We start from the raw sequence: 15,730 nt of genomic DNA on the forward strand, positions 1-15,730 counted from the left end.
CTGTGTGCCATGAAACCCCCAGCTTTGGGGCTACTGCCTGGCACGCGGATTGCATCGACATGTTTTCCGCCAAGATGCGGTCTTCCACGAGACGGACCACACGGTCCTTGGCATCCTGGTCAAATTTCCTTGGCATGTTCCAGATCTTCCCATCTACTCAAACGGAACAAAACCTGGGACACTTCAATAAAGAAGTATTTTTAAAGAACTGAGGAACTATTTTGTTCCCTCATTAGTTAAACTTTAAGACATGATCATTTTGGTAGTACTTGTCCCTGTCGGATTGGCATTGTTTGCCATGCTGATGGAGAAGCTAGAAACCCAAGTGCTTGATAGCTAATCATCTCCACTAACTTCCCCAAAAAGAGCAATCCCTATATGGGATCCCCGTGATTGATTGGGGGGAATTGCACAATAGTGACTAATTCCACTGTAGTATGTGGGTTGTTATAGAATTTAAGCGTTAAAAGTAAAGGAGACGCACGTGGAAGGCGTACAGGAAATTTTATCGCGCGCTGGCATTTTCCAGGGTGTAGACCCGGTAGCCGTCAATAATCTGATTGAGCAGATGGAGACTGTACGTTTCCCACGCGGCACCACCATCTTCGAGGAAGGTGAGCCAGGCGATCGCCTGTACATCATCACCGCCGGCAAGATTAAGCTGGCGCGTCACGCACCTGATGGACGTGAGAACCTGCTGACCATCATGGGGCCATCCGACATGTTCGGTGAGTTGTCCATCTTCGATCCAGGCCCACGTACCTCCTCCGCTGTCTGTGTCACTGAGGTTCAGGCTGCGACCATGAACTCTGAGATGCTCAAGCAGTGGGTTGCTGACCATCCGGCGATTGCTCAGCAGCTACTGCGCGTGCTGGCTCGCCGCCTACGCCGCACCAACGCTTCTTTGGCAGACCTCATCTTCACCGACGTCCCTGGCCGTGTCGCAAAGACCTTGCTGCAGCTGGCTAACCGCTTCGGCGTTCAGGAAGGTGGCTCACTGCGTGTGAACCACGACCTGACTCAGGAAGAGATTGCTCAGCTGGTTGGCGCATCCCGTGAGACCGTCAACAAGGCTCTGGCCACCTTTGCTCACCGCGGTTGGATTCGCCTCGAGGGTAAGTCCGTTGTCATCGTTGACACCGAGCACCTAGCAAAGCGTGCCCGCTAAGCCCTAAGGCTCAACGCCCAACGCCTCATCGCTTTTGCGATGAGGCGTTTTGTTTTACTCTCACCCCTAGTTCAGCCCCGCTCTTCAACACGCTGAGCGCGGTGGAAGATCTAAAAGACCCCGGCTGCGGCCGGGGTCAAAGACGTGATTTAAAGATTCTTAAGCTTTATCTGGGTGCTCATCCAAGTACTTCAGAGCAGTGCGTGTTGACTGCTCGGCGGCGTGGCGCAGAACCGGGTCAACGTCGTCATACATTTCATCGATCATGACCTTGAGTTCGACATCCTTGCCGTACTTCTCCCACAGGCCCCGAATCTGTTCGAGACGGAAGTGGCGGCGGTCAATATACTTACGTGCAACCACTGAGACGTCCGGCAAGTCAGGACCATGACCTGGCATGAGAGCCACATCTTTGCCTCGCTCTTCAAGCATCGCCAAAGACTCGAGGTAGTCCTCCAAGTCACCGTCAGTCTCAGAAAGCAACGTGGTGTGGCGGCCCGCAATGGTGTCACCAGTGATGATGCCTTCCAACTCAGACTCATGAGGCTGACTGGACCACAGCAAGAAACTCACGGAGTCACTAGTGTGACCCGGAGTGTGTGCAACCTCAAGGGTCGGGCTGATTCCATCAAGCGAGATTACCTCACCATCAGTCAGCGGCTCTGCATCCTTGCTGCAATACGTTGGATCAAATGCACGAATCGGAGCGCCGGTGAGCTGGCGCAGACGGTGCGCACCAGCTGCGTGGTCATCATGACGGTGGGTCAGCAAAATGAGTGCGACTTCACCGCCGGATTTTGCGGTCACAACGTTGAGGTGCCCCTCATCATCGGGGCCTGGATCCACAACAATTGCGCTACCATCTTCATCACCTTTGACAATCCAGGTGTTGGTACCTTCTAGCGCTGTGTAGCTGGGGTTATCACACAACACCACACCGGCGTGCTGCGTTACGGTACGCAGTTGACTGTATGCAGGATGCTCCATAAATGTCAGCCTAGTCTATTACTGTGCGAATTCCACGATGAGTTCTACTTCCACCGGAGCATCATTAGGCAAAACTGCCACGCCAACTGCGGAACGTGCATGTGCACCCGCGTCACCGAATAGTTCACCAATGAAATCAGATGCACCGTTGATGACTGCTGGCTGACCAACAAAATCAGGCGCGGAAGATACAAAACCTACTACCTTGATGACGCGGGTGACGTTATCAAGGCCCACCTCAGCATCAACAGCAGCCAGGCCATTGAGGATGCAGGTGCGTGCCAGCTTTTGGGCTTTTTCGGCACTAACTTCAGCGCCAACCTTGCCGGTCGCTGGAAGTGCGCCATCTACCAAAGGAAGCTGGCCGGAAGTCCAAACCTGGTTTCCAACCTTGGTGGCAGGAACATAGGACGCCAATGGCTTTGCCACTGGTGGCAGGGCGTAGCCGAGTTCTTCGAGACGTGCCTTAACGGACATGCTTACTCAACCTCTCGCTTGAAGTATGCAACAACGTTCTCTGGATTCATGCCAGGAGTGATGGAGACCAGCTCCCAGCCATCTTCACCCCAGGAGTCAAGAATCTGCTTGGTTGCGTGCGTCAGTACAGGTGCGGTTGCGTATTCCCATTTCTTCATGCGCCCTATCATAAACAAAAGTGCTGGTTCCCGCGTTCACCGGTGTAGACCATGGGGGAGAAACAACGCCCGTGGTGACAAAGAATTAGCAAAGCCGCATGAATCCAGTCTTTTCTGGCCTTTCATGCGGCAGGAATCCCCACCAATATGCGGGAATGCAAAGTAGGACTAAATCCCGTTGAGTTCTCCACCCTCAGCGAGGTAGTCAGCCCAGCTAGTAACGTGCGGGTTCTTTCGCAGCAGGGCACGGCGTTGGCGTTCCGTTAATCCGCCCCACACTCCGAATTCGACGCGGTTGTCCAGTGCATCTGCCCGGCACTCATCTAATACTGGGCAATGACGGCAAATGACCGCAGCCTTGCGCTGCTCTGCTCCACGGACAAATAGTGCATCTGGATCGCCATTTCGGCACTTAGCCTGCGTTACCCACTCACCACGCTCTGGGGTTACGTTAGTTCCAGCCTGACTCGACGTTCTCAAGCTCACGGTCATCTGGCGCTCCTTCTGCTCAGCCACACACATTCCAAATTCGCAGGGCGTGTTCACGCTCTGGTAGTAAGTGTATTCACAGGATTTGCAGGATGTCTAACACGTCACACTTTAGGGGGGAGTTCGGTATTCCCCTCCGTACTTTGACCTTGTAGGGTATTGGGAGTGAAAGCTCTAGGAAGAATCTCATTGGCCACGGTCATCATTGGCCTGCTCATCGCTGTCGCACTCGCCCCGCTGGCGAGCCTATCGGGGGTGGCAATCGCTAAGACCAGTGAAGCAATGGAGTCGGACGTTGAAGAGTTGGAAGAGGGGAATATCCCGGGGGTGACAACCATCCGGGATTCAGAGGGCAATAACATGGCCTACCTCTTTAATCAGCGCCGTCATCCGGTGGAAGCAGATGAAATATCGCAATCGATGAAGGACGCGATCGTCTCCATTGAAGACCACCGTTTTTATGAGCACGAGGGTGTGGATTTTCAAGGTAACTTCCGTGCGCTCGCAACCAACTTGCTCGCCGGCGGCGTCTCCCAGGGTGCGTCCACCCTGAATCAGCAGTACGTAAAGAACTACTTATTGCTGGTAGACGCCGAGACCGATGAGGAACGCCAAGCGGCAACAGAGCAGTCGATTACTCGTAAACTGCGTGAAATACGTTTGGCTGCGGAGATTGACCGCACGTTAGAAAAAGATGAGATTCTGGCAAATTACCTGAACCTCGTCCCATTCGGTAACCATGCCTACGGCATTGAGGCAGCGGCACAAACCTATTTCGGGGTGTCTGCTAATGAGCTAACTTTGCCACAATCGGCGATGTTGGCTGGCATGGTGCAGTCCTCGGAGTACCTCAACCCATATACCAACACCGAAGAAGTCCTCAAGCGCCGTGCGACAGTGCTGCAGTCTATGGTAGCGAATGGGTATATAACCCAGGCTGAGGCCGATGAAGCCAACACGGATTCGCTCGGGGTCCTAGATTCCCCCGCCACCTTGCCTAATGGTTGTATCGGTGCTGGCGACCGTGGTTTCTTCTGCGATTACGTACTGGAGTACCTGGATGAGCGTGGCATCACCACTGATCAGCTCGCCCGCGGTGGCTACACCGTAAATACCACGCTAAACCCAGTCATCCAGGATCGTGCGAAGGAATCTGTGAACGCACAAACCTCCGCTGACGCGGGTAGTGTTGCGTCCGTCATGAACGTCGTGGAGCCTTCTGAGTCCAGTCGTGATGTCCTGGCCATGGTGTCCTCCCGTACCTATGGCTTGAACCTGGATGACAATGAAACGCTTTTGCCACAGCCTTATTCAATGGTGGGTAATGGCGCAGGCTCGGTGTTTAAGGTCTTTACCGCTGCTGCTGCCGTTGAAGCAGGGTATGGCATCAAGGATATGCTCGATGTCCCAACCCGATATGACGCAGAGGGCCTTGGACACGGCGGCGCAGATAACTGCCCTGCTAACCGCTACTGTGTGGAAAACGCTGGTACATACCAACCACGAATGACCTTCGAGGATGCCCTTGCTCACTCCCCTAATACCACCTTCATCCAATTGGAAGAGCAGGTCGGCATTGATGCGGTCGTGGATATGGCTGTGAAGTTAGGGCTGCGGTCTTACGATGATGAGGGCAGCTATAACGAGGAATACTCTTTGGCGGAATACGCTAAGGCAGCACCAATGGGCTCTTTCACCTTGGGCCCAACAGCGGTCAATCCGCTCGAGCTGTCTAATGTCGGCGCCACCATTGCTTCTTCCGGCACTTGGTGTGAGCCGGACCCAGTCACTGACATCACAGATCGTAACGGTAACGAAGTATATGTGGAGTCCACTCCATGTGAAGATGTTATGAATGGTGATGCAGCAGATGCCTTGGCAAATGCCATGACGCGTGATGCTGAGATCGGCACTGGTTCGGCAGCTGCCGACCAGATGGGGTGGAACGGTGAAATTGCCGCAAAGACCGGTACCACTGAGTCCAACCAGTCCGCCGCATTCCTGGGCTTCAACTCTGGACTATCGGCAGCGCCATACATCTATAACGATGGAACTACCACAACCCCACTGTGTACTAGCCCAGTCCGCCAGTGTGGCAATGGCTCCCTTTATGGCGGTACTGAGCCAGCACGCACATTCTTCGGCATGGCAACCCAGCTGCAGACCGCAACGGAAGGAACTATTCCGGATTATGATCGCGAGTTTGATGACGGTAAAAGCACTGAGCTGATGGAATCTGTTGAGGGCCGCACTGAGAGCGATGCTCGCCGCATCCTGGAAGATGAGGGCTACACAGTTCGCGTCATTGAGGTGTCTGGCACCAATGAACGAGCAGGCCGTGTGGTTCGTGCACTCACCGGCTCCGAGGGACTTGCCGATGGCGCTGAGATCACCCTTCAAATCTCCGACGGCACCGGCTACTCCGCACCGTCGAATAACTCCGGTGGCAGTGGCGACGATGCTGAGAATGCCTCCAATAACTCCGGCAATGGGGGCGGCAATAGCCGTGGAAACGGTGGCGGCAACTCCCCACCACCGCTTATCTCACAGGACGACATTGATAATTTCACCAATGAGCTTCGCCGTACTTTGGGCTTCTAGCCCAAATCGCTGATTCGTCCTTAAGCATAGATAAGGCGCGTTCTCCCATCACGATGTGAATGAGGGAACGCGCCTTATTTGTTTTAAGTTGACTCAGGATGCAGCTATTAGCTGCTCTTGAGTTTTAGCTGGATAGCTTTGCTTTGACAACGTCGGAGAGACGCTTGCCGTCAACGGCACCTGCGGCCTTTTCACCGGCGACCTTCATAACCTGGCCCATTTGCGCCATGGAGTCGGCACCGACCTCAGCGATAGCTCCATCAACAAGCTTGTCCACCTCGGCATCATCCAGCTGTGCCGGCTGGTATACCTCGAAGAATGGGACCTCGGAAAGCTCAGCTTCTGCCAGCTCTGGTCGGCCATTATCGCTGTACATTTGAGCGGACTCGCGGCGCTTTTTGATCTCACGCGCGATGACCTTGAGGATGTCTTCGTCGGTGATTTCGTGGCGGGCGCCGGAAGTCTCTTCAGCCTGAATTGCTGCCAGCAGCGAACGGATTGCGCTGGTGCGTTCTTTTTCTTTTGCCTTCATAGAGGTCTTGAGGTCTGCACGAATGGTTTCTTTTAACTGACTCATAGTTTCCCAATTTACCCCTGTAGGCTGGATGCGTGAAGAAAATCGTGCCATTACTCCTAACACCAGCAATCGCGGGTCTTGCCACCTTGGCGTGGGGCTACTCCGAATTAACCAAATTCGAGCTCAAGGAAGTAACAGTGCCACTGCTGAAACCAGGCACTTTGCGCGGTGCGGAAGATTTTAAGATTCTGCATATCTCCGATCTGCACATGATTCCAGGGCAAGAGAAAAAGATTGAGTGGGTTGCCGCTCTCGATGCCCTGGAGCCAGATTTGGTCATCAATACGGGCGATAATCTTTCTGATGTCGCCGGTGTTCCTGATGTTTTACGCGCAGTGAACCCTCTACTTAAGCGCCCGGGTGTGTTCGTCTTCGGTACCAATGACTATTGGGCACCGCGCCCGGTCAACCCTTTCAAGTATCTGTGGGGAGCCAAGCGTAAGCCTTCCTATGTGGATCTGCCATGGCGCGGCATGCGTGCCGCATTCATGGAGCACGGCTGGCGGGATGCTAATCAAGCTACTCATGAGTTTCAGGTAGGCAACGTACGCTTGGCTGTAGCCGGTGTTGATGACCCCCACCATGATTTGGACGATTATGCCGATGTTGCCGGTGCACCGAACCCAGATTCTGATTTAGCGCTGGCGTTGCTACACAGCCCTGAACCCCGTGTACTGGAGAAATTCGCTGCTGATGGCTACCAGCTATCGTTGTCCGGTCACACTCATGGCGGGCAAATCTGTCTACCGGGCTCCCGTGCTCTCGTGACCAATTCCGGGATTGACCGCGAACGCGTGGAGGGATTGCATGACTTCGATTCGATGAAGATGCACGTCTCTAATGGTTTGGGCACCTCCAAATTCGCACCCGTGCGAATCTTCTGCCGTCCTTCTGCAACGCTGCTGCGTATCACGGAAAAAGACAGCTAGACGGACACTCCCCACCCCCAAAATCGTTGTTTACGATTTGGGGTCATGCCCGGATGCGGCGTTATAATTTACGGGTTGCCACGCAAGACGTGGTCGCCGGGATATGGCGCAGGTTGGTAGCGCGCGTCGTTCGGGACGACGAGGTCGCAGGTTCAAATCCTGTTATCCCGACCAATATTTCACCCCGCTTCGCTTATGCGAGCGGGGTTCGTTCATCCCAGTTGCACATAAAATAGGTCGGACACCTGGCGTGTGGCCAAGATGCCCAACCTTGAAATTCAAGCTGTCCAGTTGATTAGACCAGCATTCCGGTGAAGAAGGCGGTCAGAACCATCAAGATGGACAGGACCCACGCGATGGGGAATGCCAACTTGAGGTACTTGCCCATCTGAGCGCCAGCAAGGCCGAGCGCGAGCCACAGTGCTGGGGAAAATGGCGAGACGAAAGTACCGATGACGTTACCGATAATGAGTGCAGCAGCTGCACCCAAACCGGTGACGTCGTAGGCCGCCACGGTCTCTTGCACGATAGGCAGGACCGAGAAGTAGTAGGCATCGGTGGAGGTCAACAGATCCAATGGAACACCCAGCAGACCAACGATGACGTGCAGGTAAGGTCCGACTGCCGCAGGAAGAACAGAAACAAGCATCAGCGCGATTTCTTCCAGCATGCCGGACTCATTGAGTACGCCCAAGAACATCGCTGCAGCCAGGATGACGCCCGCCATGGACAAAGCATTTGGCGCGTGGCGCTTGAGTGCATCCGACTGATCATCGACAGACTGGAAGTTCAGAACCAAGGCAATGGTTGTTGCAATCAAGAAGGCTGGTGCTGGTGGCAGAAGACCGGAGAGCAGGGCAACCAGAACCGCGAGCGCAATAACGATATTAATGATCGTAATAGCGCGGCCCTTGCGGAAGATGTAGCCCTTCTCCTCTTGAAGCTCTGCCTGGCGCTTTTCAAAGTCCGCAGCGATTTCCGCCACGTTAATCTCGGTGGAGCCAACGAATTCATCAGATGCCTGAAGCTTGGCGATACGGCGCTTCTCCGAAAGGCCCAGCAACGCTGCAATGGCGAAGACGAGGACAGCTGCGACTGCTTGAATTGGAATCAGGTGCATCCAGATATCGTTCGGATCCTGCGAGATCACAGAACCAGCGCGACCCAACGGTCCTGCCCAAGGGACCATGTTCATCACCGACGCGGCCATCGCCACGATGGTCAGAAGAACATAGCGCGACATGTTCATTGCTTTATATAGCGGCAATAGCGCTGGGATGGTGAGAAGGAATGTAGTTGAACCAGAGCCATCCAAGTGCGCAACAATGCCAATCGCAGCGGTGCCTAGGGCAACGAGCATGACGTTACCGCGAGTGGCAACAATCAGCGCTTTGATGACCGGGGTAAAGAGCCCGATATCCTGCAAGATGCCGAAGAAGATGATGGCGAAGATGAACATCACCACGACGTTCATCACTGAAGCTAAGCCGCTCTCATAGAACGTAGCTAAGTCTTCAAACCCGTATCCGAGAAGAAATACACCGACAACGGGAACAAGGGTCATCGGGATGATCGGATTTGTTCGGCCCCGAATCAAGATTCCGACAGTAACAGCAATGATGAGCAGGCCCATGATGGTGAGCCCTAGGGGAGTTTGCATAAAAATCTTTCAAAATCGCAGGTCTAGATTTCCACGATCTCAATGTACGTATTGTCGACTCACTAATTAAATCGACGAGTTATGCACCGAAACACATATTTACCTCACACACCTCACAATTTTCATTGAAGTGCCGTTCGCAACATCTGATGTTTTTCGTCCAAATCATATACGAAATCCCAGCGCATAAGACTGCATGTCCGCATCATGAACATACGTCGATCGATGACTCGTCACCATAAATAGCTCAGAAAATTGAGCCTAAAGCCGCCGTCTGGCGCTGGATAAAAGTCCCCCAACTTACTACCCCCACGGCGTCCACAAATCCGTTCCCCTAGGCCGGCCCTGCCCCTGAAGCTAAGGCGAGTAAGAAAACAAGGAAACGGCGCCGCATCCCTACAGCTGCGACGCCGCCCTATTCCCTATCACTCACAACGGATTGGAGAAACCGTCAGTCCGCCCCCTAAGCGGACTACGTGAGCAAGACCCACATTAGCACTCTAAAATTTCTCAAGTCCAGCCTCTAGCAGCGTTCACAGGCACCTATTATTTTATTGGAAACATTCCTTGTGTTTCCACAGAATTGCACAGATTCAGCCAAGTTGCCTCATGCTTCATATTAAGGTGGGTGAAGATGATTACTTATTTAGAAGCAGTACAAAAAGTTTATGCCGCTCGTGGCCCTTTAGCTGGTGCCGCAGAATCTGAGACCCACTGGCTTTTCAGCCCCAGCCGCTCAGACATCAAGCTCGGCCCAATCCTGGTCAACCGCGAAACCGGCGAGGTCGAGCAGTATGACACCAATCCCCACAATTGGCGCCCAGCACTCAAGAAGTTCCGCGCGCAGGAACCAACCCAGTTGGCCATCCCTGAAGAGTTCTACGAGGACCCAGAACAAATCAAAACGCACTAACCCGGAGGGTTAGTGCGTTAGAGATAGCGCCAGGACCAAATAGAACGATTAAGACACCGGGGCGGGTTCTTCATCGCGTGCTGGACCATCGCCTGGTTCTTCCGGTTCAGCAAATACTTGTTGTGGTTTGCGAGTCATCGCGGCGGCAATAAAGCCGATGACAACGATGGCGCCAAGCACGAGCGCCGCGGTCCACAACATAACGCTGCTGCCGCTATTGCCCGCGGAAATTAGACCGGTGGTAGCCCAGTTCAGTGGCATGAGATTAGCGATTACTTGCCAGATGGTGGCAATCTCCCCCGTGGTCGCGGTCTTCCAGACAAAACCCACCACGCCCAATTGAATGATGCCACCGAGGGCGGTCACCACCAACGCTGGAGTGGTTCCCATGCGAGTAAAGAGCTCACGGGTAATGACAGTGGATGCCAAGGCGCCGAGCGCCATGATGACCGCGCCAACAGCGAGGCCCAGCGCTGTAATGGAGCCGGCGAGAATCCACAGCAGCAGGGTCCCAGCAACGACAAGGCCAATGGTGCCAACAGTCACCGTGATGATGGCGCGGCCAGCGCGGTTAACCCACGCCCAACCCAACGCGGTACCACCGAGCATGACGAGTGCCGCCAGCAACATCGCAACAACCGGGCTAAGCGCGCCGGTGGTTTCGCCCTCAGAGGCAGCCAATTCCGGATCGAACTCCTCCGCGCCTTCGCCCGTCGCACCACCAGCAGGTGCTTGCACGGCCGGTAGGGCGCGCTGAACCGCATCTGCCTTGGTCTTATTTAGATCGGCCATGGTCTGGACGCGATCAGCGCCATCGGATAGCTCCTGAGATCCATCAGTCAGAGCCTGAGTGCCTGACTGCAGCTCCTGCAATCCTGCGAGCAATTCATTCGATCCCTGGGTCGCTGCATAGATGCCATCGTGATAGGCATAGCCGGGGACATCCAGCTGATTAGCTAACTCACGAGATCCGTCTTGAAGTTCCTTTAACGGGCCCTCGACCTGCTCGCTGACATCAAAGTTTTCTAGCTGGCCTTTCAGGTCCCCGATGGCACTGCGGACCTCATCGGCCTCATCAGAGTCCACGTCCTTCAAATCGCGCTCGGCAGCCTCCACGGCTTCCAAAAGCTGACCTTGAACTGCGCCAAGGCCCACAATCTGATTAACCGCGCCGTCGACCGCATTCGCAAGCTCAGTCGCGCCCGAGCCCAACTGCCCTGTACCTGCTTGCAGCTCAGTCATGCCGCTATTAAGCGCTTGCGCACCTTCAACAAGCTGGTCCACACCGGGTCCCAATTCATCGGTGCCATCAACGAGCTCGGAGGTGCCATCGACAAGCTGCTCTGCACCTGAGACTAAGAAACCAGCCTGCGACTGGGCCTCCCCCGCTGCGCGACGAGCGTTGACAATATCATCGGCAGTGACCTGTTCAGCAGGAGCGCCCGTGGTCTCATCGCTACTCGACCATGCTAGGGATGGTTCCCAGGACGTAGAAAACGCAAAAACCGCGCCCACAATAACGGGCACGGTTAATAGCAATAACCATAAAGCGCGGGCGGTACGAGAAGTCATACCGAGAAACTTATCTACCACCAGCGCCTATATGGTCAAGGCGCACCGAAGGTGCTCTTACTTCTTGGAAGCAAACAGCTCACGAACACGAGCGCCAAGGTTTTCATCAACATTGGTCCAGTACTCGTATACCTGCTGCTCAACCTGCTCAGAAACACCCGCCATAGCATTGGTGATGTTGTCTGCCAGACGCTCCTTAGCGCCATCATCCATTACCTCGCGGTAGAGGATGCCAGCCTGGATGAAGTCATCATCATCCTGGTGCTTGACGTAAGGTGCACGAACCAGGTCGGTGCCGTGTGGATCTGGGTTGACGTAGAGGTCAGACGCCTGGCCATTAGGCTGTGCAGAGGTCTCACCGTCATCCAGGTAGCCAGCGCCCTTGCCGTAGCGGTTCGGGGAGTAAACAGGGTCATCCTCGTTGTTGAACAGGAAGGACATGGAGCCCTCGTGCTCGTAGGTGTTGACCTTGTCAGCGTTCAGTGGCTGGTTAACAGGCAGCTGCTTGTAGTTAGCGCCGATGCGGTAACGCTGCTGGTCAGCGTAAGCAAAGACACGAGCCTGCAGCATGCGGTCTGGGGAAAGGCCAACTCCTGGAACCAAGTTGGATGGGTCCAGAGCAACCTGCTCAATCTGAGCGAAGAAGTTACGTGGGTTGCGGTTCAGAACGAAGTAGCCCACATCATGCAGTGGGTAATCCTTCTGGGACCAGGTCTTGGTCAGATCGAATGGGTTCCAACGGTAGTTCTCTGCATCCTCGAAAGGCATGATCTGGACCTTAACGTCCCAGATTGGGTAGTCACCCTGCTCAATCGCGTTGTACAGATCCTCACGGTGGTAGTCAGCATTCTGACCAGCCATCTCCGCTGCCTCAGCATCGGTGAAGGTCTCCCAGCCCTGACGAGTCTTGAAGTGGTACTTGATCCATACTGGCTTGCCCTCTTCGTTTACCCACTGGAAGGTGTGGGAGCCGAAGCCGTCCTGGTGACGGGAAGTCTTAGGAGTACCACGGTCACCCATCAGGTAGGTCACCTGGTGAGCAGACTCAGGAGTACGGGTCCAGAAGTCCCACTGCATATCTGCATCACGCAGGCCGTTGCGGCCTAGGCGCTTCTGGGAGTGGATGAAGTCTGGGAACTTCATGCCATCACGCAGGAAGAAGGTTGGGGTGTTGTTACCAACGATGTCGTAGTTGCCGTCTTCGGTGAAGAAACGAAGTGCGAAACCGTGAACGTCACGCCAGGTATCTGGGGAGCCCTGCTCACCAGCAACGGTGGAGAAGCGAACCATCATTGGGGTGACGGTGTCCTTCTGGAAGAGCTTTGCCTTGGTGAACTCCGAAACATCTTCGGTGATGTGCAGTTCACCGAAAGCACCGTGGCCCTTTGCGTGAGGGGTGCGCTCTGGAACGCGCTCACGGTTGAAGTGAGCCAGCTTTTCAATCAGGTGAATATCATTGAGAACGTTTGGACCCTGTGGGCCAGCGGTAATAGAGGTGTTCTCGGATGGGACGGGCTGACCAGATGGGCTGGTGGAATTGCCCTGGCCAGCTACGCGCTCGCCCTTCTTCAGTACTTCATCAGCAGCAGACATATTTGCTCCTAAGCTGTTGGGTTGATTTACATGGGGTGCGTCTCATTCTACCCACTTTTATAAATCCCGGCAAACAATAATTGAAGATTTATACGTTTTACCCAATATTCCCTAAGTTAATTAAAAAGGTCTTAATATCGGCGCAGTTGAGAGTCGTTCTATATCCCCGTGAGACTCAAAGTTTGATCGGTTTACCACCCTACGGTTAACCCCCAATGCGGCTGGTAGATTCATAGAGGTGAATTCCAACCATGGGCGCGATGACGCGCGTGTTACCGAGCTGGCGCTTGCTGCCGGTCGCGGTGATCGCAGCGCACTCACGGAATTCATTCGCGCAACCCAAGACGACGTCTGGCGCCTCTTGGCACATTTGGGCGGTCCAGAAATCGCCGACGACCTCACCCAGGAGACATATTTACGCGTCATTGGCGCGTTGCCACGTTTTGCAGCAAGGTCATCGGCACGCACATGGCTGTTATCTTTAGCCCGGCGCGTGTGGGTGGATAATATCCGCCACGACATGGCGCGACCCCGGAAGTCTTCGACCGAATATGAGGATGCCGCAGCAGAGTCAGCGTCGACCGAGAATTCCAGTGCGTGGGCTGAGTGGATTGATGCCCGTGCACTCATTGACGCGCTGCCCGAAGAGCGCCGTGAAGCACTCATCCTCACCCAGGTACTCGGCTATACCTACGAGGAAGCCGCCAAAATTGCTGGTGTTCGCGTTGGCACCATCCGCTCACGAGTATCCCGTGCCCGCAAAGACCTCATTGAGGGCGCCTAAAGACGCAAGAACGGGAATCGTTACGAAACATTGACGTTAACCTGAAATCTCCTAGCTACCTGGTAAAAGCCGATAGTTTCACGGGTAAGTATCGCGTCTGGGATTGTTTTCATGGTTATATAGCTCGCAATCTTTTATAAGCTTGATGTGTTGACTCGCCCGAAATCTGCGGGCGCGTTTTACGTTTTCTATTCGAGAAATTGTCGGCGTCCATCGCCGACCGTAGGCGCGGGGACACAAGCACCGTGAGGAGCTCGTTGTTCCTGCATGCTGCGAATATAAGAAAATCTGATTTGGAGTTGTCTTCCCATGATTAAACGCGCATTGGGTATTTCCATGGCGTTTGTTGGTGTCCTTGTGGGCGCCGGTTTCGCTTCCGGCCAGGAAGCAATGCAGTACTTCGTGTCCTTTGGTGAGATGGGTCTGTGGGGCGTTCTCGTCGCTGCAGCTTTGACCACTATCACGGGCATTGCCGTCCTGCAGCTTGGTTCCTACTTCCAAGCAAATGAACACACCGCGGTCTATGACCGTGTTACTGGACCGATTACTTCCAAGATCCTGGACATCGGCACGCTAGTCACGCTCTTTAGCATCGGCTTCGTGATGTTCGCGGGCGCCGGTTCAAACCTCTCGCAGCAATTCGATGGCCTCCCAATCTGGGTTGGCGCATTGATCATGCTCATCCTGGTGCTGGCCACGGGTCTTCTAAACGTGGATAAAGTCACCACCGTTATCGGCACCATTACCCCGGTCATCATCGTGTTGATTGTGGGAGTTACGGGCTACACGCTGCTTACCAATGACCTCGATATTTCGGTCGCGCACGAATACGCCGTCAATAATGTTGATGGTCCGTTGCCCAATTGGTGGATTTCTGCCATGAACTACACCGGTTTGAACATCATGTGTGCGGTGTCGATGGCAATTGTTATCGGCGGCAATATCCTGGATAACCGTGCCGTTGGTCTGGGCGGCGTCTTCGGCGGCCTGGTGACACTTTTGCTTCTGGCTCTGCTGGTTATGTCCCTATTCTTCGTTGCCCCAGAAGTTAATGGCACTGACCTGCCGGTTCTGGCGCTGATTAATGGCATTAATCCAGCGCTTGGTTACGTCATGACCTTTGCAATTTACGGCATGATCTTCAATACCGCGGTGGGCATGTTCTACGCCATGGCGAAGCGTCTGACCCGCGATAAGCCGCAGCTGTTCTACACCGTGTACGTAATTGCATGTCTCATCGGTTTCGTCCTGTCCTTCGTGGGATTCCAGTCTCTGGTGGCTAACGTCTACCCAATCTTGGGCTACATCGGTATCTTGATGATTGCCGTTATGTCCTTTGCATGGATTAAGAACCGCAATAACGTGAAGACTGAGACTGACCGTCGTCTGCGTGCGCGCAAGCTGGTGTCACGTAAGTTTGACCCACGCAAGCGCTTTACCAAGAAGAACGAGCGCGAGCTGGCCAAACTCGCTGGCGCATCCAATATGGAAACCACTGAGTTCGTTGACGTGGTCTCCGAAGAAGTCTTGGACGAGCTTGAGGCCGATACCGAGCTGGAAGACTTCGACCGCGAAGATCCAGCTCCATCTGTAACTTACGTTCAGCACACCAAGCCCGCGGTGCCCGAAGATGAGAACGCCGAGGCTTCTGTCTCTGATACTGCTGATTCTTCACCAAGTCAGACTTCCCCGGTTCAGGCAGCCAATGATCTAGCGGCTGATTCTACTTCCACGAGCGATTTGGATTTCGGTGAACAAAGCGATGTTCATGCGCCGAAGAAGAGCTAAAACTGCCAATAAATAGGCGCATAAAGTATCGGCG

Annotated in this window: 14 protein-coding genes, 1 tRNA gene and 1 pseudogene; 7 read left to right on the top strand and 9 right to left on the bottom strand. The window is 54.2% G+C overall.

Annotated features, from left to right (window positions below; translation table 11 throughout):
• Positions 1–182, bottom strand: a pseudogene (locus ACG98I_RS12290) (hypothetical protein); the annotation flags it as partial.
• A 302-nt stretch (positions 183–484) separates the two neighbouring features.
• Between ACG98I_RS12290 and glxR the strand changes: the two are divergent.
• Positions 485–1,168 carry a CRP-like cAMP-activated global transcriptional regulator GlxR gene (gene glxR / locus ACG98I_RS12295; protein ID WP_040354777.1) on the top strand — a complete coding sequence of 228 codons (684 nt, stop codon included), beginning with the start codon at positions 485–487 and terminating at the stop codon, positions 1,166–1,168.
• Between the two features lie 159 nt (positions 1,169–1,327).
• Here glxR and ACG98I_RS12300 read toward each other — a convergent pair whose 3' ends face one another.
• The 4 genes from ACG98I_RS12300 to ACG98I_RS12315 form a co-directional block, all read right to left on the bottom strand.
• Positions 1,328–2,155 (bottom strand): MBL fold metallo-hydrolase, encoded by an 828-nt coding sequence (locus ACG98I_RS12300; protein WP_394720915.1) that lies wholly within the window; start codon positions 2,153–2,155, stop codon positions 1,328–1,330.
• Positions 2,156–2,173: 18 nt separating this feature from the next.
• The gene (locus ACG98I_RS12305) at positions 2,174–2,632 is read right to left on the bottom strand and encodes a RidA family protein (protein WP_394720914.1); all 459 of its coding nucleotides are present in this window, start codon (positions 2,630–2,632) and stop codon (positions 2,174–2,176) included.
• Positions 2,633–2,634: 2 nt separating this feature from the next.
• On the bottom strand, positions 2,635–2,790 hold the full coding sequence (locus ACG98I_RS12310) for a DUF4177 domain-containing protein (RefSeq protein WP_006821553.1): 156 nt from the start codon (positions 2,788–2,790) through the stop codon (positions 2,635–2,637).
• 168 nt (positions 2,791–2,958) lie between these two features.
• On the bottom strand, positions 2,959–3,282 hold the full coding sequence (locus tag ACG98I_RS12315; RefSeq protein WP_394720917.1) for a WhiB family transcriptional regulator: 324 nt from the start codon (positions 3,280–3,282) through the stop codon (positions 2,959–2,961).
• A gap of 156 nt (positions 3,283–3,438) precedes the next feature.
• Here ACG98I_RS12315 and ACG98I_RS12320 point away from each other — a divergent pair, with 156 nt between their 5' ends.
• Positions 3,439–5,880, top strand: coding sequence for a transglycosylase domain-containing protein (locus ACG98I_RS12320; RefSeq protein ID WP_394720913.1), 2,442 nt, complete (start codon positions 3,439–3,441; stop codon positions 5,878–5,880).
• A gap of 124 nt (positions 5,881–6,004) precedes the next feature.
• Here the strand turns inward: ACG98I_RS12320 and ACG98I_RS12325 are convergent, their stop codons facing one another.
• A complete protein-coding gene (locus tag ACG98I_RS12325) occupies positions 6,005–6,457 on the bottom strand; it encodes a GatB/YqeY domain-containing protein (RefSeq protein ID WP_394720912.1) in 453 nt (150 codons plus the stop codon).
• A gap of 32 nt (positions 6,458–6,489) precedes the next feature.
• Between ACG98I_RS12325 and ACG98I_RS12330 the strand changes: the two genes are divergently transcribed.
• Positions 6,490–7,386 (top strand): metallophosphoesterase, encoded by an 897-nt coding sequence (locus ACG98I_RS12330; RefSeq protein WP_394720911.1) that lies wholly within the window; start codon positions 6,490–6,492, stop codon positions 7,384–7,386.
• Positions 7,387–7,483: 97 nt separating this feature from the next.
• Positions 7,484–7,560, top strand: a tRNA-Pro gene (locus ACG98I_RS12335).
• A gap of 121 nt (positions 7,561–7,681) precedes the next feature.
• Here the strand turns inward: ACG98I_RS12335 and ACG98I_RS12340 are convergent.
• Positions 7,682–9,046 (bottom strand): CitMHS family transporter, encoded by a 1,365-nt coding sequence (locus ACG98I_RS12340; protein WP_394720910.1) that lies wholly within the window; start codon positions 9,044–9,046, stop codon positions 7,682–7,684.
• Between the two features lie 634 nt (positions 9,047–9,680).
• Between ACG98I_RS12340 and ACG98I_RS12345 the strand changes: the two genes are divergently transcribed.
• Entirely contained in the window at positions 9,681–9,959 is a 279-nt protein-coding gene (locus ACG98I_RS12345; RefSeq protein WP_394720909.1) for a peptidase M23, read from the top strand.
• Positions 9,960–10,007: 48 nt separating this feature from the next.
• Here ACG98I_RS12345 and ACG98I_RS12350 read toward each other — a convergent pair whose 3' ends face one another.
• Positions 10,008–11,531, bottom strand: a complete 1,524-nt coding sequence (locus tag ACG98I_RS12350) for a hypothetical protein (protein WP_394720908.1) — start codon at positions 11,529–11,531, stop codon at positions 10,008–10,010.
• A 57-nt stretch (positions 11,532–11,588) separates the two neighbouring features.
• Entirely contained in the window at positions 11,589–13,124 is a 1,536-nt protein-coding gene (locus tag ACG98I_RS12355) for a catalase (RefSeq protein ID WP_394720907.1), read from the bottom strand.
• 238 nt (positions 13,125–13,362) lie between these two features.
• On the opposite strand from ACG98I_RS12355, the gene ACG98I_RS12360 reads away from it, so the two are divergent.
• Together ACG98I_RS12360 and ACG98I_RS12365 are read left to right on the top strand one after the other, a co-directional pair.
• Entirely contained in the window at positions 13,363–13,908 is a 546-nt protein-coding gene (locus ACG98I_RS12360) for an RNA polymerase sigma factor (RefSeq protein ID WP_394720906.1), read from the top strand.
• A gap of 309 nt (positions 13,909–14,217) precedes the next feature.
• A complete protein-coding gene (locus tag ACG98I_RS12365; protein ID WP_394720905.1) occupies positions 14,218–15,696 on the top strand; it encodes a hypothetical protein in 1,479 nt (492 codons plus the stop codon).
• Positions 15,697–15,730 lie beyond the last annotated feature (34 nt).

It is taken from the genome of Corynebacterium sp. L4757 (assembly GCF_043673995.1).
Lineage (GTDB): Bacteria > Actinomycetota > Actinomycetes > Mycobacteriales > Mycobacteriaceae > Corynebacterium.